The sequence below is a fragment of the Hymenobacter sp. B81 genome (assembly GCF_044628455.1).
Classification (GTDB): domain Bacteria; phylum Bacteroidota; class Bacteroidia; order Cytophagales; family Hymenobacteraceae; genus Solirubrum.
Window position 1 is genome coordinate 789,821 of the sequence record NZ_JBIYZW010000001.1, and the last position, 17,844, is coordinate 807,664.

Genomic DNA, 17,844 nt, shown 5'->3' on the forward strand with positions numbered 1-17,844 from the left:
CTTAATTCTGCTCCAGCAGCTGAAACAGCTCGTCGAGCTTGGGCGTGAGAATGATTTCGGTGCGCCGGTTCAGCTGCTTGTTGGCGGGCGTGGTGTTGGCCGCCACCGGCAGGGTTTCGCCGCGGCCCGAGGCCGTAACCTGCGCCGCCCCCAGGCCCGATTCGGTCAGGATGCGGGTGATTTCGGTGGCGCGCAGCACGCTCAAATCCCAGTTGTCGCGCATGCCGGCCGTGCCGCGGGCAATGGGCACGTTGTCGGTGTGGCCCTCTACCACCACGTTCACGTCCTGGTTGCCCCGCAACGCGGCCGCCAGCTTTTTCAGCGCCTCCTGGCCCTTAGGGTCGACCTTGGTCGAGCCCGACTTGAACAGCAGCTGCTCCGATAAGGACACGTAAACTTTGCCGTTTTTCAGGTTTACCTGCAAGTCCTGGGCGTTGAAGCCCAGCAGCGCGTCGGCCACGCGCTTGCGCAGGGCCTGCACGGCGCGGTCTTTCTCCTCGAGCTTGCGCTGCAGCTCGGCCAGTCGCTGCTCGCGGTCCTGCAGGTTGGCCGAGAGCTGGGAGTTCTGCTCCTCGGCGCCGCTTAGGCTTTGGTTGAGCTGGCGCACCTGCTGACTGCGCGACACCAGGCGCTGGCGCAGCTCTTCCTCGGTGCGGGCTTTTTCCTGCTCCAGGGCGGTTTTCTCGGCCTGCAGCTGGTCGCGCGACTTGCTCACGTCGCCCAGCTGGCTTTGCAGGGCGGTGTATTTTTTCTGCGACACGCAGCCCGGGGCCACGGTCAGGGCCAGCAGCAGGGCGGCGGCCGGTAGGGTACGGAAAGGGGGAGTCTTCATAAGGAACGGGGGAATGATGGCAACTATATGCGTTGCCGGGGGTACGGCCGGCCCGCCGGTGGAGTTATCGGCCTGCTCCGGGCGCCTGCGGCAGGCGGCTGCCTGCTTGGGTGGCGAAGAGGGCCCCGCCGTTGCGCCGTGCGCCGGAATGGCCGTAACTTGCCCGTCTGCTTTTCCTTTGCCCGTCTTTGCCGCGTGATTCGATTTTTACTCCGCCTGAGCGCTGCCTGCCTGCTGGTTCTGCCGGAACTGCCGGCCCGGGCGGCCCCGCCGCCCGCGGCGGCACCCTGCTGGGTGGAGCTGCGCGATAAAGCGGGCGTGCACTTCGACGCGCGGGCGTATTTCTCGCCCCAGGCCCAGGCCCGCCGCCGCCGCCAGCACCTGCCCGCCGCCGACAGCACCGACTTTCCCCTGCGCCCCGACCTGCTGGCCCAGGTGCAGGCCCACGCTGACACCGTGTTGCTGGTCAGCCGCTGGTTCAATGCCATGGCCTGCCGCGCCACGCCCGCCCAGCAGGCCGCCCTGCGCCGGCTGCCCGGCGTGCGCCGCGTGGTGCCGCTGCCTACCGCCGACCTGCAGCCGGCCGCCCGGGCTGAGCGGCCGGCCGCCGACGCGCCTGCCACCTCCGAACTGCACCAGCTGGCCCAGCGGCAGGTGGGCAGCCTGGGCCTGGGGGCGCTGCGCCGGGCCGGCCTGAGCGGCCGCGGCCTGCGCATTGCCGTGCTCGACGTGGGCTTCAACGGCGCCGACCAGCACCCGGCCTTCGAGCACCTGCGGCGGGGCGGGCGTATTGTGGCCACCCACGACTTCGTGCGCCAGCGCCCCGATGTGTACCGCGGCGGCAGCCACGGCACCCAGGTGCTGTCCTGCCTGGCCGGGGTGCTGCCCAACGGCCAGGCTCTGGGCCTGGCACCCGAGGCCGAATACCTGCTGGCCCGCACCGAGCACCTGCACCGCGAGCTGTACAGCGAGGAGCTGGCCTGGCTGGCCGCCGCCGAGTGGGCCGACCGCCTCGGGGCCGACATCATCAACTCCTCGCTGGGCTACACCGACCGCCGCTACTTCCGCGAGCAGATGGACGGGCGCACCAGCCTGGTGGCCCGCGCCGCCAACATGGCCGCCCGCAAGGGCATGCTGGTGGTGTGCGCCGCCGGCAACGACGGCGACGACCCGCGCTGGCGCCTCATCGGCACGCCCGCTGATGCTGACTCGGCCCTGGCTGTGGCCGGCCTCGACCCTGGCTCGTTTCTGCCCACCGAGTTCAGCTCCTGCGGCCCCGCGGCCGGCGGCCGGCGCAAGCCCAACGTGGCTGCCCTGGGTGTGGTGGCCGCCGCCAGCTCCGACGGCGGCTACCGCCAGGTAGAAGGCACCTCGTTTGCCAGTCCGCTGCTGGCGGGGCTGGCGGCCTGTCTCTGGCAGCAGCAGCGCGAGCTGCCCGCCATGGAGCTGTTCCGGCGCCTCGAGCAAGCCGGCGAGCTGTATCCCTACTTCGACTACGCCCAGGGCTACGGCCTGCCTACGGCAACCCGGCTGCTGACTCCCGCGTCTGCCCCGGCCGCGCCTTCCTTCGATTTCGTGGCCGATGCGGGCGGGGTGCAGGTGTTGCTGCGGCCGCACCTGCGCGCGGTGCAGGCCCTGCCGCTCTACGCCGATTCAACCCAGGCGCCGCTGCCCCCCGCTGCCCGCCCCGCCGTGGCCGACGCGCCGGCGGTGAACCCGCTGAGCAGCCCGGCTTCCGCGGCGGCGGCGGGCGACTCCGGGGCCGGCGCGGCCCGCCCCGAGCAGTTGCTGTACTGCTACTGGCACCTGGCCGACGGCCGGGGCCGCCTGCGCCGCTACCAGGTGCTCGACGTGCGCCAGCGCGCCGTGCTGCGCCTGCCGCTGAATGCCCTGCTGCCGGGCGACGTGCTGCGCGTGCACGTGGCCGGCTACACCGCCGAATACCGCCTGCCCTGATGCGCCACCTGACCTTCGTGCGGGCCGCGCTGCTGCTGGCCCTGCTGCCGGCCGCGGCCGCCCACGCCCAGACCGTGCTGCTCGACGCCGACGTGGCCGCCGACACCGCCCGGCAGACCTTCGGCCCCAACCGGCGCTTCTACCGCCACCTCTACGGCGGCTACGCCCTGGTAGTGGGTCCCGACCAGCCGGGCGCGCCTCTGCGCTACGGCGCCTCGGGCGAGCTGACGCTGGGCTTGCGCCACAAGCTGCGCCTCACGTCCTGGCTGGCTTTGGGCGCCGACGTGCGCTACCTGCGTCAGACTTACGCGCTGCGCCAGACCGCCGGGAAGGTGCTGCCCACGCCCGTGCTGCACCACCGCGAGTCCTTTACCCTGCACCGCGCCGACGCCGAGGCCTGGCTGCGCCTCAACGCCGGCCGCCGCGGTAACGCCATCGGCCAGTACCTCGACCTGGGCGCCTGGGGGGGCTGGGTGCTGGGCAGCGCCCACCACACCGAAGACCGCCCCGGCGCCGGCCCGGCCCGGCGGGTGCTGGGTACCGAGCGCGGCCTGCGCTACCTGGAACGCTGGCCCTACGGGCTGGCAGGGCGCCTGGGCCTGGGCCGCTACGCCGCGCAGGCCCGCTACCGCCTGTCCGACTCGTTCCGCGGCGCGGCCTATCCCGAGCTGCCGCGCTGGGCCCTGGGCCTCGAAGTCGGGCTTTTTTAGGTGCAGTGGTAGCGGGGCAATGCAACCGGTACCGCGCCACTACGTACGGCCAAGCAGCAGTCCTTTGGTACGAAATTGGCGGCCGCCTGCCGGCCCCGCGCCGAACACCGGCTTTCGTACGCCGCCGCTCCAGGGCTATCGAACCTTCCCTTCGTCATGAGAAAATTCCTCCTTCCCGTTGCTTTTGCTGCCCTGCTTTTCCAGTCGTCGTGCGTGACGACCGACCGGGAGGTGGGCACTTCCAATAACGCTGACCAACTGTTTACGCCCAAGCCCGAAGCCGCCCGCAGCCGCATGACCAGCCGCACGGTGCTGCGCACAGTGCAGGCCCAGCACGCGTTTTCGGACCCCCGCGCCAAGGACAACTTCGTGCTGCTGCTGCAGGGCACCAAGGTGGCCGAGGCCAACGCCCGCTTCCTGATTATCTCGGCCCAGGGCGACACTCTGCGCAATGAGGTGATGCCCGCCACGGCCCTCATCGACGAACGCGCCATGCAGGAAGACCCGCAGGCCGGCAGCGTGCGGGCCAAGGAAATTGCCATTCTGCAGGGCATGAACAAGTTCTTCGCCGAGGACAAGTTCACCGCCCCCGCCATTCCCAAGAAAACCACCTCTGCCCCCGAGGGCGCCGACCCCGAGGGCTGGCAGGCCGTGCGCGAAGACAACCGCGCCGTGGGCTTCGACTACGTAGACGCCTCGGGCCGCGAAAAGCGCATTGCCTTCGCCAAAAAGCTCAACAAAGCCGTGGTGGTAGCCGAGTAACAACCCGCTGCCAGCAACGCAAAGCGGCCCGTTCCACCTTGGTTGTGGAACGGGCCGTCGTGTTTGTAGCCGCTGGAAGTGGGCCGGATCCAGCGTGGGGAGGTGCTAGCCCTGGCGCAGCCAGCCTACCTGACCGGCGGCGTTGCGCACCAGCCGGTAGCCGCTCCACTCGCCCAGCACCGCTACGCGGGCCTGGGCCGGCAGCGTGTCGAGTGGGGTGGCCGCCGCAGTAGGGTGGCTGAGCAGGTCGGCAGGACCGGCCAGGGCTTCGCGGCGCAGGGCTTCGGTGGCCACGGACTTGGCCGGCACGTAGCCCAGCCGCCCGCTGGGGTCCTGCACCCGCAGCCAGTCGGCGGTAGCGCCCACCACCAGCAGGGGCGTGTGCCTGGGCAGGCCGGTGGCGGGCTTGGTTTTGGGGGCCGTGGGGGCCGGGCGCAGCGCTGTGCGCGGGGCCGTAAGGCGCACCCACTGGCCCAGGCGCTCGGGCGCGGTGCGCGGGGCCGCCGGCTCGGTATCGGGGCGGCGCACGAAGGGGAAGGGGTCGACGGCGCCCCAGCCGCGGCGGTACACGCCAAAGTGCAGGTGGGGCGGGGTGCTGCGGGCGTTGCCGGTGTTGCCCACCAGCCCCAGCGTGTCGCCGGGCTGCACCAGCTGGCCCGCCTGCACCAGCTGCTGGTCGAGGTGGGCGTAGTAGAGGTGGCGGCCGTGGGTGGCGTCGGCCAGCCACACCACGCGGCCGCCGCGCGGGGTTTCGCCCACGCGGGTAATGAGGCCGGCAGCGGCGGCTACCACGGGCGTGCCGCGCCGGGCAAAGATGTCGATGCCCTCGTGGCGGCGGGCGCCGCCGTCGCGCTCCACGCCCCAGAACGAGCCCACGGCCACGTCGTTTTTGCCGTGCACCGGGAAGGCCAGGGAGGGGCCGCGGCGGATGCGGACGGTGAAGCGGCCGCTGCGCAGCAGCTCGGGCTGCACCCGCAGCAGGTGCTGCCGGTCGTCCTCGGCCACGTAGCTGAACGAGCGGCTCAGCGTATCGGCCGAGGCCAGGGCACGGGGGCGTGGGTCGGCCGGGTCGAGCTCAAAGGCATCGACGAACACGCGCACGTCGGCGGTGGCCGGCTCCAGAGTCAGGGAAATGCTGATTTGCTCGCCGGCGCGCACGGCGTAGCGGTAGGAAGCCGCAAAGGCCTGCTCGGCCCGAAACAGGCCGGTTTCGCGGAAGGGCAGCGTCACCACCAGCGAATCCTGCAGGGCGCGGTCGGCAGCCGCCAGCCAGTCGCGGCCCAGGGCGGTGCGGTCGAGGCCGGCCTGGCGCAGCTGGCGGGCGTAGGCTTCGTGGGGGGTGCGGGGCTGGGCAAAAATGCCCTGCAGGGTTTGCTGCGGGCCGCAGCCGGTGAACAAAAAGGGCAGAAAAAGCAGGGGCAGAAGCCGGCGCAGCGACCGGCGCGTCGTGGAGATTAGGCGCATATGCTGCTCAACACCGGCCGGGCGCGGCGGGTTCGGTGCGCGGGCGTGGCGAGCTTGCGCGGCGGAAACGGTAATATTGACGGCTCATTTACCCGCTGCCCATGTTTTCCGCCGACCGCATCCTGACCATTCGCAAAAGCCGGGGCTTCTCCCAGGAAATGCTGGCCGAGCAGTCGGGAGTCAGCTTGCGCACCATTCAGCGGGTGGAGCAGGGCGGCTCGGTGCCCCGCGGCCATACCCTGCAGGCCCTGGCCACTGCCCTGGGCGTGTCGCTCGATGATTTCCGCTCGGCGCCGGCCGCCGAACCCGGGTTGGGAGCTGAAGCTTCGTCGCTGCCCGCCGGCTGGCCGGAACCGGACGGCAGGCTGACCGCACTAGCGGTGGTTGCGCCGCCGCAGGACCGGACGATGGTCGGGGCCCAACCGCTCGGGGTGGCCGCCGCGCCGGTGGCGGAGCCGGCCATGCTGCGCTCCGACCCGCAGTTTGTGCAGCTGCTCAACCTGAGCGCCCTGGGCTTTCTGGTGCTGCCGCTACTCAACATTGTACTGCCGCTGCTGCTCTGGCGCGCCCGTCGTCACCACATCGAGCACGTGGCCGAGGTGGGGCGGCGGGTGCTGGGCTTCCAGATTCTGTGGCAGGTGGCCAGCACCCTGACCTACCTGCTGCTGGTGCTGGCGCACTGGCTGGCGGCGCGCTTTTTTCAGGCCGTGCTGCCCGGGACGTTTCTCGGCGTGTTCGTCGTTTCCTACGTGCTCAACGTGCTGGCCGTGGGCTATGCGGCCCTGCAATTGCGGCGCGGCAATCTGGCTATATACCGGTTCGGGCTCTAATTAATTATTGTCTAATCAAGGCGTTAAGCGAAGTGGCGGCAATATGACGGGTAAATGACGCAGGGGCGAGGGGAGGGCAGCGGGTAGGTTTGCTGCCGTCATCCACCTCCGTTTCCGGCCCATGAAAACCCTCGCCAAAATCCTCCTCTCCGTGTTGCTGCTACTCGTGCTGGGTGCCGTGGGCGGCTACTTCTACATGCAGCAGAAGTTTGCGCCCCCGACCAATCAGCTGACCGTGGCCGGGCTGCCGGCCCGGAGCGCCTTCGTGTGGCAGGCCGACAACCGCGCCCAGCCCGCAGTGGCCCGCGCCCACCAACTGGTGCCCGTGCGGGTGCCGGGCTGCGCCCGCACCTGCTACCTGCAGTTTGATACCGGCGCCCCGTACACCGTATTCTACGCCCACCCGCTGACCGCCCTGCTCGCCCAGTACCCCGCTGCCGGCCCGGCCCTGGTGCCCCGGGCCGATACAGTGCGCAACGTCGCCTTCCGCCTGGGCGGGGCCGAAGTGCGGGTACGCCGAGCCCCGGTGCTGCAATTCGGGGCCCGCGAGCTGCCCGCCGACACCACCGCGCCCTTGGTCATTGGCACGCTCGGCGCCGACGTGCTGGAACACCACGTGCTGGTCATCGACTACCCCCGCCAGCGCTTCAGCCTCTACGCCGCCGTGCCCGACAGCCTAGCCGGCCGCGCCGACTTTGTGCCCCTGGAGCTGAAGGGCCGCCGGGTGATGCTCGGCGCCGAGCTGCCTGGGCAGTCGGGTCCGCTGCTGTTTGACAGCGGCAGCAGCGCCTTCGCCCTGCTCACCAGTGAGAGTCGCTGGCGGGAGCTGGCCCGGCCCGCGGCCCCGGTGCAAACCAACGCGGTGAATTCCTGGGGCAAGACGCTTACCACCTACACCATTCCCACTGCGGCGGCCATCCGGCTGGGGGGCACCGAGTTGCCGCTGGGTACCGTGAGCTACATGAAGGGCATGAGCTTCACGCAGGAGATGCTCACGCGCCTGTCGGGCCTGGCCGGCATGCTGGGCAACGAGCCTTTCGCCGGCCGCACCATCATTCTCGACGCGCCGGGCGGCCGCTTCGGGGTGCTGCGCTAACCCGGCGGCCGGCCGGGCGGTTGTCGGGTGGGCCGTTACCTTTGCGGCCCATTCCTTTCGCTGCCCATGAAACTCATTGAGTGCCCGCGCGACGCCATGCAGGGCTGGTCGGACTTTATTCCGACGGCCACCAAAACCGCCTACCTCAACCAGCTGCTGCGCGTGGGGTTCGATACGCTGGACTTCGGCTCGTTCGTTTCGCCCAAGGCCATTCCGCAGCTGCGCGACACGGCCGAGGTGCTGGCCGGCCTCGACCTGACCAACACCCGCACCAAGTTGCTGGCCATCGTGGCCAACCTGCGCGGGGCCGAAACCGCCGTGGGCTACCCCGAAATTCAGTACCTGGGCTTCCCGCTGTCGGTGTCGGAAACCTTTCAGCAGCGCAACACCAACAAGAGCATTGCCGAGGCCCTCGAGGAAGTGGCCCGCATGCAGGAGCTGTGCCAGCAGCGCGGCAAGCAGCTGGTGGTGTACCTCTCCATGGGCTTCGGCAACCCCTACGGCGACCCGTGGAACCCCGCGGTGCTGGGCGACTTCACCCGCTGCCTCGACGCGCTGGGCGTGCGCATCGTGGCCCTGTCCGACACCATCGGCGCTTCCACGCCCGAAACCATCGGCCCGGCCTTCCGCGAGCTGACGGCGGCTTTCCCCCACATCGAGTTCGGCGCCCACCTGCACACCACCCCCGCTACCTGGCGCGAGAAGGTGGAGGCGGCCTTTGCGGCCGGCTGCCGCCGCTTCGACGGGGCGCTGGGCGGCATTGGCGGCTGCCCCATGGCCGCCGACGAGCTGACCGGCAACATGGCCACCGAAAACCTGGTGCTCTACCTGCAGGAGCAGGGCGTGCCCAACGGGCTGGATATGGCCGCCCTGCGCGCGGCGCAGCAAATGAGCGCGGGGGTGTTTGTGGGGCATTGAGCCGTAAACTTGCGGCTGTCATCCTGTGGCGCCGGCGAGGGGCCTGGTCGCATCAGAAAGTAATCAGCCGGTGCCTGACGTTCTGCGCTAACAAGATCCTTCGGCTAGGCCGCCGGATGACAATCCAATTCCCTTTTCCTTATGCCCGCCGCCCTCGTTGACCTGTTTATTCCCTGCTTCGTCGACCAGCTGTTTCCCGACACCGCCATGAACATGGTGAAGGTGCTGGAAGCCGTGGGTTGCCAAGTGAACTATAATCCTGCCCAGACCTGCTGCGGGCAGCCCGCCTACAACGCCGGCTACCGCCAGGAAAGCCAGCAGGTAGCCGAGAAATTCCTCGCCGACTTCGCCGGGCCCGCCGAGCGCTACGTGGTGTCGCCCTCGGCCTCGTGCGTGGGGATGGTGCGCAACCACTACGGCGAGCTGCTGAGCGACTCCAGCTGCCAGGCGCAGTTTCCCGGCCTGCAGCGCCGCGTGTTCGAGTTCACCGAGTTCCTGGTCGACGTGCTGGGCGTGGAGCGCATTCCCGGCGCCCGCCTCGAAGGCCAGTACACCTACCACGACTCCTGTTCGGCCCTGCGCGAGTGCCACATTCGCGAGGAGCCCCGCCGCCTGCTCGACTCGGTGGCTGGCCTCGAGCGCCTGGAAATGGCCGAAACCGAAACCTGCTGCGGCTTCGGCGGCACCTTCGCCGTCAAGTTCGAGCCCATTTCGGTGGCCATGGCCCAGCAGAAGGTCGAGCACGCGCTGGCCACCGGCGCCCGCTACATCGTGAGCACCGACACCAGCTGCCTGATGCACCTGGACGCCTACATCCGCCGCGAAAAGCTGCCGCTACGCACCCTGCACGTCGCCGATGTGCTGGCCAGCGGGTGGTAGATTAATGGCTGCTGAGAAAGTATAGAATATGCCGGCGGCCGGTGGGGCCAATCAGCATTACCGCCGTGGTATCGGAAGCTGGGGTGGTCAGCACTTGCGCAGCGGAAATGGTCTTAATGGCTGCCAGGTTTGCTTCATTTCGCTGCACAAAACCACGGTGCTTTTCCAGCAAGGGACCGAAGGGCGTGACCAGGTCGAGACGTGGCGGTGCTAGAAAGCCGCCGCTACCCGACCGGATGGCGCATTGTGGTCCGGAATACAACTCCTGGTCGGGGATAAATAAGATGATAGGTATCGACACCAGCACGAAGAAGATGCGGTCCAGCAGATAAGCCCCGACCAAGGCTGCCGGGTAGGCAAACCAGCCGCCGAAGTAGAACTTGCCGGCCCAGCCCATTTGCCGGCGCCGCAGGGCAAAGTAGCTGCCCGCTGCCAGCCAGGCCAGCCCAAACGGCAGCATATCCAGCCATTGCCCGCGCAAAGACAGACGCCAGGTTCCCATTGCCCCTATTTGCAGCAACACCAAGCCCCAGCCGCCCAAGTGAACCCACTTAAGCAGCCGGGGCGACTGGTGCTTCGGCCAGAACCGGGCAGTCAGCAACATGGGCGGGTAACTGGCCAGCAGGCAAGCTGGAATCAACAAATTGATCCAGATGTCGCTCACAGCAGCTTGCGAATCCGCTGCTGCAGGCTTTCGGAGGCGGCCAGAAGGGGCAGGCGCACCGCTCCCGAGCACACGCCCAGCAGCTCCAGGGCGGCTTTCACGCCCACAGGGTTGCTCTCCTCGTACATGAGCGGGTTGAGCGGCAGCAGTTCGAACAGCTTCTCGCTGGCCGCGGCGTAGTCGCCGGCCAACGCCAGACGGGTCATGTCGGAGAAGGGGCGGGGGAAGGCGTTGGCCAGCACCGAGATGACGCCCACGGCGCCAAAGGAAATCATGGGCGTGGTGAGCAGGTCGTCGCCGGAGATGAGCAGGAAATCGGCCGGCTTGAGGGCGGCAATCTGCAGGCACTGCTCCAGGTCGCCGCTGGCTTCCTTGATGCCCACGATGTTGGGGTGCTCGGCCAGGCGCAGGGTGGTGTCGGCCGAGAGGTTGGAGGCCGTGCGGCCGGGCACGTTGTAAAGAATCACCGGCACCGGCGCGGCGTCGGCCAGGCGCTGGTAGTGGGCGATGATGCCGCGCTGCGAGGGTTTGTTGTAGTAGGGCGAGGCCGACAGGATGGCCGCGACGCCCTCCAGGTCGGTGCTGTGAATCAGCCGCTCCACGGCCGCGGTGTCGTTGCCGCCGATGCCGAACACCAGCGGCACGCGCCCGGCCACGTGCTCCTTGGCCACGCGCAGCAGCTCGGCTTTCTCGGCCGCCGTGGTAGTCGGCGACTCAGCCGTGGTGCCGTTGACCACGATGTACTCCACGCCGCCGTCGATAACGAAGTCGAGCAGGCGCCGCAGGGCCGGGTAGTCCACGCTGAAGTCGGCCGCCGAAAAGGGGGTGACCAGGGCTACTCCGGTGCCGTGAAGCGCAGGAAGACGGGAGTCAAGTTTGTCCATGAAGCGCAGAAACCGTTGCTTTGTAAGTAGAAGCGAACCGCGAAGGTAATACCCCGGGGCGCTTCGGTTGGTTTCAGGGTTTGCTTTTTGTCGCTTCCGTCGCCGCTGGCGGCGTTTTTCCACTCCATGTCGCACCGTTTCTCCACTCTTCTGCTAGGCGCCGCTGCCCTGGCTGCCGGCTTCGTATTGCCGGCCTGCAACACCGAAAAAGCCTCGGCCACGGAAGCCGCCACCCCGGCCAGCGCCACGGCCGAAGCCATGTCGGGCACTGCCGCCACCGCCGAAGCCGAAAAAGCCGCCGCCACGGCCGCGCCCGACCCCAGCAGCATTCCCGCCGGCAAGGTGGCCGATGCCGCCGCCATCCTGGCCCGGCCGCAGGTGCCCATTCTGTGCTACCACCAGATTCGCGACTGGCGCGCCAAGGACTCGAAGGGCGCCAAGGACTACATCGTGCCGGTGGCCGATTTCAAGAAGCAGATGCAGATGCTGGCCGACTCGGGTTACCACACCGTGCTGCCCGACCAGCTCTACGCTTACTTGACCACCGGCGCGCCGCTGCCCAGCAAGCCCATCATGCTCACCTTCGACGACACCGACCTGGACCAGTTCACGGTGGCCAAGCCCGAGATGGACAAGCACGGCTTCAAGGGCGTGTTCTTCGTGATGACGGTGAGCATCGGCCGGCCGCGCTACATGAGCAAGGCCCAGATCAAGCAGCTGTCGGACGAGGGCCACGTCATCGGCTCTCACACCTGGGACCACCACAACGTGAAGAAGTACCAGGGCCAGGACTGGGTGACGCAGATTGAGAAGCCCACCAAGACCCTGGAGGAAATCACCGGCAAGGAAATCAAGTACTTCGCTTACCCCTTCGGTTTGTGGAACCCCGAGGCTATTCCCGAGCTGAAGAAGCGCGGCATGGTGGCCGCCTTCGTGCTGGCCGAGAAGCGCGACCAGCAGGACCCGCTGTTCACCATCCGCCGCATCATCGCCTCGGGCTACTGGAGCCCCCGCACCCTGCACAACAGCATCGTCAACAGCTTCGACGGCAAGTAAGCCGCTTCTGAACTACACTTTTGGGCCTGCCCTTCTACTTCAATTGGTTGAAGTATGGAGGGCAGGCTTTTCTTTGCCTGCCGGTTCCGACCCGTTTCCCGTTTGCGCGCATGAAAGCGTTTTTTGCCTCCCTGGGCCTGCTCTCCGAAGCCGAGCTGCAGCAGCTCGATGGCCTGGTAACGGCCCGCACCCTGGCCAAGGGCGAATGGCTGATCCGGGCCGGCAGCGTGTGTCACGAACTGGTGTTTTTGCGCCAGGGCCTGCTGCGCTCGTTCTATACCAGGGACAACGGCGACGAAATCACCTACTGCCTCACGTTTCCCGGGCGGCTGATGACGGCTCTTTCCAGCCTCATTACCCAGCAGCCCACCGAGGAAAACATTCAGGCGCTGCTGCCCTGCGAGCTGCTCGTGCTCCGGCGCCCGGCCCTGGAAGCGCTGTACGCGGGCAGCTGCGCCTGGACGCGGGTGGGCAAGCGGCTCACCGAACAGCAGTACGTGGAAATGGAGCAGCGCATTTTTGCCCTGCAGAAGCTCTCGGCCCGGCAGCGCTACCAGCAACTGCTGGCCGAGCACCCCGACTACCTGCAGCACGTGCCCTTGCAGCACCTGGCATCCCTGCTGGGTATTACGCCCCGGCACCTGAGCCGCCTGCGCCGCGAAAAAACGTTTTAGACATTTGTCCGCCGCCGGGCGCGGGCAGCAGCGGACTTTTACCGGACTACCTCGTTCGGCACCGTGAAAAAAATAGTTGTCATCAACGGCCACCCCAGTCCCGACAGCTTCGGGGCGGCGCTGGCGCAGGCTTACTGCCAGGGAGCCACCGCTTCCGGCGCGGCAGTGCGGGAAATCCACATCGGCCAGCTGCAGTTCACCCCCAACCTGGCCCACGGCTACCAGCAGCGCCTGCCGCTGGAGCCCGACCTGCTGGCGGCCTGGGAAACCCTGCAGTGGGCCGACCACCAGGTGTGGGTGCACCCCGTGTGGTGGGGCGGCCTGCCGGCCCTCACCAAGGGCTTTATCGACCGGGTGTTTTTGCCAGGGCTGGCGTTTCGTTACCGACCCGGCTCCCGCTGGTGGGACAAGCTGCTGCGGGGCAAGTCGGCGCGCATCATCACCACCCTCGACCAACCGGGGTGGTACTACCGGCTGAGGTACGGCCGGCCCAGCGTCAACCAGCTGCGCCGTGCCACCCTGAAGTTCTGCGGAGTCAGCCCGGTTGGGGTTACCTACATCGGGGCTGTGCGCGGGTCCACTGAAGAACAGCGCGCCGCGTGGCTGCGGCAGGTGGAGCGGGCCGGAGGCCAGTTAAAATAGCCCGCAGCCCCTTGGGAGCACCGTTACTGCTGGGCCAGCACCGGCTGGCGCATGGCAGCGGGCGGGCCGAACACCACCGCTTTCAGCTCGGGAAAGCGCCGACCCAGCTGCCGCGACCGGGCTGGTCGCGGCGCTTCGGGGCTGAAGAGCATCACGGGGATGAGGTGAAACTGCGGCTGCGCGGCCACCTGGCGACGGAAGCTGTGGTAGTCGGCCTGCACGGTACCGGGCCGGGTGGCCTCTACGGCCAGCCAGTCAACGAAATCGGTGCCCGGAAAGTACTGGGCCACCGAGTCGGGCTGAGGGCTGGTCCACACCAGCACCGTCTTGCCCAGCCCGGCCCGGCGCAGCCCGGCTTTAAGCTGCCGCCAGGCGCGGCGGTGCTCCCGGGCCGAGCTGCTGCCGAGCACCTGCGGGCGGAGCATGATGGGGTGGGGCAGGCGGGCCAGCGGCCGAATGCGCCGCCACCAGCCCGGCTCGCGCAGCTCGGCCGGGCTGATGGGCCAGGTAATAAGCGCAGTAAGCTCGCGCGGGGGCAGGCCGACAAGGGTTTGCCGAACGGCCGGCGAAATCGCGCCGGGGGGTAGCATTACCTGCACGATACCCGGTTGAGAAGCGTCTGCGGCGGTGGCCGGCTGGCCGCTGGCCGGTAGGGCCCGCAGCGCGGGGAATTCGGGCAGGGTGAAACCCGTGCGCACCAGCTGGTCGCCGGTCCACAGCCACTTTTCCGTTTGCCAGGTTTGCTCGCGGGCAATCCACTGCTGCAGCTTGCGCTGGCCCAGCCCATAGCCGAGTACCAGCAACAGGGCCAGGGGCAGGGCCGTCCGCTGCAATTGCGGCATCAGTTGCGCGTACGTCCAGGTGCGGACGAGGCTGAGTTGTTGCCGGAGTGCCCGGCCGGCGGGGAAATTCGTGGCCCGCTGCCCAAGCCGGTGCAGCAGGGCCTGCTGGCCCATCAGTATCACCACCAGCATAATCGTGGCGTTGGTCAGTGCCAGGGCAGCCAGCAGCCAGCCGTAAGCGTCGTGCACGTAGAACAGGCCGTAGCCGGCCAAGCCCAGCGACACGGCCAGCACGGCCGCGTTGGGCAAGCACAGGCGCCATTCGTTGCGACGCTCACCCTCCTTGGGCGTGGGAATGTAGGGCACGCGCACGCCGAGGAAGGTATACACCAAGCCCAACAAGTACACCCACCAGGTTCCCACGCGCAGCAGCCCGCCGGCCAGGTGCAGGCCCACCTCGTGGGGCTCGCGCAGCCAGCGCTGCGCCCGCACCCGAATGAGCAGGCTCATGGCCAGCACCGGGCCCATGTGCACCGCAAACTCGGGCAGCGACACGTACCAGGGAAACTTGCTGATGCCCAGGCCAATCAGCGGCACTACCAGGTCGATGAGCACCATGAGTCCTCCCAGGAAGTAGAGCGGCAGGGTGAGGTAGTGCAGCTGCTGGCGCCAGGTGAAGCGGGAAAACAGCCGCGGGTACACGTGAAACAGCAAATCGAAGGCGCCGCGGGCCCACTTGAGCTGCTGGGCGTAGTAGGCGCCCAGCGAAGCCGGCACCAGCCCCCGGCTCAGCACCCGCGGCACGTATATCGACTCCCAGCCGGCCGCGTGCAGGCGCATGGCCGTGTGCATGTCCTCGGTGAGGCCGGCCGCGTGCCCACCGATGGAATCCAGCGCGGCGCGGCGAAAAGTGCAGTTGGCCCCAATGGCCTGGGCCGTGCCGTAGCGGTTCATGCCCATCATCAGCGGGCCGTAGAAGTGGTAGGTCTGCTCGGCTGCCCCGCGGGCCACCCAGCTTTCGGCCTGGTTGCCGTAGGCCTGCACAACCTGCACAAACCCTACCTGCGGGTCGGCGAAGTAGGGCATCACGTGGTCGAGAAAGTCGGGGGCGGGCACGTGGTCGGGGTCGAGCACCACGCAGCATTCTCCGCGGGCCTGGCGCAGGGCGTTGTTGATGTTGCCGGCCTTGGCGTCGACCTTGAGGGTGCGCGTGACGTGCACCACACCCAGTGATTCACATACCTGGCGCAGGTAGGGGTCGTTGCCTTCGTCGCAGAGGTAGCTGGTGTGCGGGTAACGGATGGCCTGCATGGCTTCCAGGGTGCGCACGATCATGGCGGGCGGCTCGCCGGGGCAGGCGGTGGTCAGCACGTCCACCGTCAGCGGCCGGGCGGCGGCTACGGGCGGCTGCGGCTCACTCACGCTCACGTAGTGGTACCACTCGTGCAGCAGCCGCAGCAGCTTGAAGCTCAGTGACACCACCAGCAGCCAGAACAAAGGCGCGTACCCCACGTGGCGCGGGTCGATAAACCAGTACAGGAACTGCGCCACGAAGATCAAACCCAGTGCCACCAGCACGCGCATTTCCCGGGTACCGGCCAGCAGCTGATTATGGCGCGGCGCTACGCAGTGATTGGGAACAGCAGCGGTTGCAGGTGCGGAAATGTTGCCCATAGCCTTGGGAGTTCAGCCGACCCAATTGCGGGCCTAACAGGAAAAGGACATCGGCGACGCAGCGCACCAATAAGGGAAATTTAAGGATTTTGTTTACAAAAACTATAACTAAATTAATTTTAGTTTGCTGATTTTTTAGTAAGATGCACTGCCGGGTGTACGAGCCATCCGTAGTTGTCGCCTAATGCAACCCACAGGCTTTATGAAGCTGAATCTACCCCGAAGCGTAGTGTTGTCTGGCCTGGCTGATTGGGTGGTTGGGGGGCTGTTGGGCGGATTAGTGGCCTGTCAGCGGCCCCTGGCCGAGCCGCCGCAGCCCCGTCCGCCCGCGGGTGTGGTGCCGGTGAAGGTGGAAATGCGCGACGGGCAAGCCCGGCTGCTGCGCGGTGGGCAGCCGTACTACATCAAAGGTGCCGGCGGGCTCGAACGATTGGCGGCGGTGCGGCAGGCCGGGGGCAACTCCATCCGGCTCTGGAGCACCGACTACGCAGAAACCCTGCTCGACGACGCCCAGCAGCAGGGCCTCACCGTAATGCTGGGCATCTGGCTGGAGCGCGAGCAGGAGGGGTTCGACTACTACGACGCGGCGGCGGTGCGCCGGCAGAAAGAGCACGTGCGCGAGCAGGTGCTGCGCTTCCGCCATCACCCGGCGCTGCTGATGTGGAACCTGGGCAACGAGCTGGACCTAGAAGCCACCAACCCCATGGTGTACGAGGCCGTGAACGACCTGGCCCGCATGGTGCACGAGCTCGACCCGCACCACCCGGTCACCACCACGCTCACCGGGCAGCTGGGCATGATCCGCAACATCCGCGCCTGGTGCCCCGAGCTGGACGTTCTCTCGGTGAATGCGTATGGCAGCCTGCAAACCCTGCCCGCCGATTTGCGTCGCCTGGGCTGGAACAAGCCCTACATCGTGACCGAATACGGGGGCAAAGGCTGGTGGGAATCGGACCGCACGAGCTGGAACGCGCCCATTGAGGAAACCAGCACCCAGAAAGCCGCCTTCGCCCGGCAGCTGTACCTCACGTCGGTGCGCGCCGACAGCGCCCGCTGCCTGGGCGCCTACGTGTTTTACTGGGGCCACAAGTTTGAGCTGACCGATACCTGGTACAGCCTGTTCACCCGCGCCGGCGAAAAAACCGCGCTGGTCGACGTGGTGCAGGAGCTGTGGTCGGGGCGGGCGCCGGCCAACCGGGCACCCGAAATGGGCGGGCTGCTGCTCAACGGCAAAACCGCCCACGGCGACCTGCGGCTACAGGCCGGCCGGCGCTACCCCGCCCTGGTAGTGGGTACCGACCCCGAGGCGGATTCGCTGCGCGTGCGCTGGGAAGTGGTGCCTGATAAGACGCCGGCCGAGGAAAACCTGTACAAGCCCCGCAGCACCCCACCCGAGCCCGTGGCGGGCAGCATCGAAGGTGCCTGGGGGCTGCAGGCGCAGCTGGTGGCCCCGGCCCGGCCCGGGCGCTACCGCCTGCACGCCACCCTGCTCGACGGCCAGGGCGGCGCGGCCACGGCCAACCTGCCGTTTTACGTGTCGCCCTGACGGGAAAGGCAGAACCCGGCATCAACCGGCCGCAGTCCGCTTATTCGGTGGGCAGTCCGCCTTCCTTCAGGGCCGGAAAGCCGCCGGCGTTGACCACGTGGCGAAAACCGTTCTGCTGCATGAGGGCCGCGGCCTTGCCGGAGCGGTTGCCCGAGGCGCAGTACAGCACATAGGTGGCGTTGGGGTCGAGCCGGGCTACCTGGTCGGTGAAGTCAGTGGAGAGAAAGTTCAGGTTGCGGGCCCCGCGCAGGTGGCCGGTCGAAAACTCCGCGGGCGTGCGCACGTCCAGCAGCACCACGCCGGGCTTGGCCAGCAAGGCCTGCGTCTGCTTGGGGTCGGCCTGCTGCTGGGCGCAGGCGGTGGTCGAGCCGGCCGCGGCGGTGGCCAGCAGGGCATAAAACAGATAGGGTAACAGCTTTTTCATGGCGGTAGGAGTGAGGCTTTGCCAAGTTAACAAAGCCCCTGCCCAGTTACG

The 17,844-nt window shown here is 68.0% G+C and carries 17 protein-coding genes; 11 read left to right on the forward strand and 6 right to left on the reverse strand.

Features of this window, described 5'->3' with window-relative positions; genetic code table 11:
- Position 1 precedes the first annotated feature (1 nt).
- Positions 2 to 832, reverse strand: a complete 831-nt coding sequence (locus tag ACE191_RS03520; protein WP_400190799.1) for an OmpA family protein — start codon at positions 830 to 832, stop codon at positions 2 to 4.
- Positions 833 to 1,027: 195 nt separating this feature from the next.
- On the opposite strand from ACE191_RS03520, the gene ACE191_RS03525 reads away from it, so the two are divergent.
- From ACE191_RS03525 to ACE191_RS03535, 3 genes are all read left to right on the forward strand, one after another.
- Entirely contained in the window at positions 1,028 to 2,788 is a 1,761-nt protein-coding gene (locus ACE191_RS03525) for a S8 family serine peptidase (protein WP_400190800.1), read from the forward strand.
- On the forward strand, positions 2,788 to 3,498 hold the full coding sequence (locus ACE191_RS03530) for a hypothetical protein (RefSeq protein ID WP_400190801.1): 711 nt from the start codon (positions 2,788 to 2,790) through the stop codon (positions 3,496 to 3,498). The genes ACE191_RS03525 and ACE191_RS03530 overlap by 1 nt, the downstream gene beginning before the upstream one ends.
- 156 nt (positions 3,499 to 3,654) lie before the next feature.
- A complete protein-coding gene (locus ACE191_RS03535) occupies positions 3,655 to 4,260 on the forward strand; it encodes a hypothetical protein (protein ID WP_400190802.1) in 606 nt (201 codons plus the stop codon).
- A gap of 105 nt (positions 4,261 to 4,365) precedes the next feature.
- Here the strand turns inward: ACE191_RS03535 and ACE191_RS03540 are convergent, their stop codons facing one another.
- Positions 4,366 to 5,724, reverse strand: coding sequence for a peptidoglycan DD-metalloendopeptidase family protein (locus ACE191_RS03540; RefSeq protein ID WP_400190803.1), 1,359 nt, complete (start codon positions 5,722 to 5,724; stop codon positions 4,366 to 4,368).
- 101 nt (positions 5,725 to 5,825) lie between these two features.
- Between ACE191_RS03540 and ACE191_RS03545 the strand changes: the two genes are divergently transcribed.
- The 4 genes from ACE191_RS03545 (at position 5,826) to ACE191_RS03560 (ending at position 9,447) form a co-directional block, all read left to right on the forward strand.
- Positions 5,826 to 6,554: a helix-turn-helix domain-containing protein gene (locus ACE191_RS03545; RefSeq protein WP_400190804.1), complete on the forward strand. Its 729-nt coding sequence runs from the start codon at positions 5,826 to 5,828 to the stop codon at positions 6,552 to 6,554.
- A gap of 121 nt (positions 6,555 to 6,675) precedes the next feature.
- On the forward strand, positions 6,676 to 7,650 hold the full coding sequence (locus ACE191_RS03550) for a hypothetical protein (protein WP_400190805.1): 975 nt from the start codon (positions 6,676 to 6,678) through the stop codon (positions 7,648 to 7,650).
- A 66-nt stretch (positions 7,651 to 7,716) separates the two neighbouring features.
- The gene (locus ACE191_RS03555) at positions 7,717 to 8,568 is read left to right on the forward strand and encodes a hydroxymethylglutaryl-CoA lyase (protein WP_400190806.1); all 852 of its coding nucleotides are present in this window, start codon (positions 7,717 to 7,719) and stop codon (positions 8,566 to 8,568) included.
- A 141-nt stretch (positions 8,569 to 8,709) separates the two neighbouring features.
- Positions 8,710 to 9,447, forward strand: coding sequence for a (Fe-S)-binding protein (locus tag ACE191_RS03560; protein ID WP_400190807.1), 738 nt, complete (start codon positions 8,710 to 8,712; stop codon positions 9,445 to 9,447).
- Between the two features lies 1 nt (position 9,448).
- Here ACE191_RS03560 and ACE191_RS03565 read toward each other — a convergent pair whose 3' ends face one another.
- Positions 9,449 to 10,111 (reverse strand): hypothetical protein, encoded by a 663-nt coding sequence (locus ACE191_RS03565; RefSeq protein WP_400190808.1) that lies wholly within the window; start codon positions 10,109 to 10,111, stop codon positions 9,449 to 9,451.
- Positions 10,108 to 10,995: a 4-hydroxy-tetrahydrodipicolinate synthase gene (gene dapA, locus ACE191_RS03570; protein WP_400190809.1), complete on the reverse strand. Its 888-nt coding sequence runs from the start codon at positions 10,993 to 10,995 to the stop codon at positions 10,108 to 10,110. Before dapA ends, ACE191_RS03565 begins: the two co-directional genes overlap by 4 nt.
- Positions 10,996 to 11,121: 126 nt before the next feature.
- Here dapA and ACE191_RS03575 point away from each other — a divergent pair, with 126 nt between their 5' ends.
- From ACE191_RS03575 to ACE191_RS03585, 3 genes are all read left to right on the forward strand, one after another.
- Positions 11,122 to 12,051 (forward strand): polysaccharide deacetylase family protein, encoded by a 930-nt coding sequence (locus ACE191_RS03575; protein ID WP_400190810.1) that lies wholly within the window; start codon positions 11,122 to 11,124, stop codon positions 12,049 to 12,051.
- A gap of 110 nt (positions 12,052 to 12,161) precedes the next feature.
- Positions 12,162 to 12,725, forward strand: a complete 564-nt coding sequence (locus ACE191_RS03580) for a Crp/Fnr family transcriptional regulator (protein ID WP_400190811.1) — start codon at positions 12,162 to 12,164, stop codon at positions 12,723 to 12,725.
- 63 nt (positions 12,726 to 12,788) lie between these two features.
- Positions 12,789 to 13,367 carry an NAD(P)H-dependent oxidoreductase gene (locus ACE191_RS03585; RefSeq protein ID WP_400190812.1) on the forward strand — a complete coding sequence of 193 codons (579 nt, stop codon included), beginning with the start codon at positions 12,789 to 12,791 and terminating at the stop codon, positions 13,365 to 13,367.
- 23 nt (positions 13,368 to 13,390) lie between these two features.
- On the opposite strand, the gene ACE191_RS03590 is transcribed toward ACE191_RS03585, so the two are convergent.
- Positions 13,391 to 15,823 (reverse strand): glycosyltransferase, encoded by a 2,433-nt coding sequence (locus ACE191_RS03590; protein WP_400190813.1) that lies wholly within the window; start codon positions 15,821 to 15,823, stop codon positions 13,391 to 13,393.
- Positions 15,824 to 16,025: 202 nt separating this feature from the next.
- On the opposite strand from ACE191_RS03590, the gene ACE191_RS03595 reads away from it, so the two are divergent.
- Positions 16,026 to 17,369: a glycoside hydrolase family 2 TIM barrel-domain containing protein gene (locus tag ACE191_RS03595; protein WP_400190814.1), complete on the forward strand. Its 1,344-nt coding sequence runs from the start codon at positions 16,026 to 16,028 to the stop codon at positions 17,367 to 17,369.
- A gap of 40 nt (positions 17,370 to 17,409) precedes the next feature.
- Here ACE191_RS03595 and ACE191_RS03600 read toward each other — a convergent pair whose 3' ends face one another.
- Complete coding sequence (locus ACE191_RS03600; protein ID WP_400190815.1) at positions 17,410 to 17,793, reverse strand: rhodanese-like domain-containing protein; 384 nt, start codon at positions 17,791 to 17,793, stop codon at positions 17,410 to 17,412.
- Positions 17,794 to 17,844: the final 51 nt, after the last annotated feature.

Excerpts from the sequence above, each read along its gene's own strand:
- ACE191_RS03520 (WP_400190799.1), bottom strand. The coding sequence starts at position 832 with ATGAAGACTCCCCCTTTCCGTACCCTACCGGCCGCCGCCCTGCTGCTG.
- ACE191_RS03530 (WP_400190801.1), top strand. The coding sequence starts at position 2,788 with ATGCGCCACCTGACCTTCGTGCGGGCCGCGCTGCTGCTGGCCCTGCTG.
- ACE191_RS03535 (WP_400190802.1), top strand. The coding sequence starts at position 3,655 with ATGAGAAAATTCCTCCTTCCCGTTGCTTTTGCTGCCCTGCTTTTCCAG.
- ACE191_RS03540 (WP_400190803.1), bottom strand. The coding sequence starts at position 5,724 with ATGCGCCTAATCTCCACGACGCGCCGGTCGCTGCGCCGGCTTCTGCCC.
- ACE191_RS03545 (WP_400190804.1), top strand. The coding sequence starts at position 5,826 with ATGTTTTCCGCCGACCGCATCCTGACCATTCGCAAAAGCCGGGGCTTC.
- ACE191_RS03550 (WP_400190805.1), top strand. The coding sequence starts at position 6,676 with ATGAAAACCCTCGCCAAAATCCTCCTCTCCGTGTTGCTGCTACTCGTG.
- ACE191_RS03555 (WP_400190806.1), top strand. The coding sequence starts at position 7,717 with ATGAAACTCATTGAGTGCCCGCGCGACGCCATGCAGGGCTGGTCGGAC.
- ACE191_RS03560 (WP_400190807.1), top strand. The coding sequence starts at position 8,710 with ATGCCCGCCGCCCTCGTTGACCTGTTTATTCCCTGCTTCGTCGACCAG.
- dapA (WP_400190809.1), bottom strand. The coding sequence starts at position 10,995 with ATGGACAAACTTGACTCCCGTCTTCCTGCGCTTCACGGCACCGGAGTA.
- ACE191_RS03575 (WP_400190810.1), top strand. The coding sequence starts at position 11,122 with ATGTCGCACCGTTTCTCCACTCTTCTGCTAGGCGCCGCTGCCCTGGCT.
- ACE191_RS03580 (WP_400190811.1), top strand. The coding sequence starts at position 12,162 with ATGAAAGCGTTTTTTGCCTCCCTGGGCCTGCTCTCCGAAGCCGAGCTG.
- ACE191_RS03590 (WP_400190813.1), bottom strand. The coding sequence starts at position 15,823 with ATGGGCAACATTTCCGCACCTGCAACCGCTGCTGTTCCCAATCACTGC.
- ACE191_RS03595 (WP_400190814.1), top strand. The coding sequence starts at position 16,026 with ATGAAGCTGAATCTACCCCGAAGCGTAGTGTTGTCTGGCCTGGCTGAT.
- ACE191_RS03600 (WP_400190815.1), bottom strand. The coding sequence starts at position 17,793 with ATGAAAAAGCTGTTACCCTATCTGTTTTATGCCCTGCTGGCCACCGCC.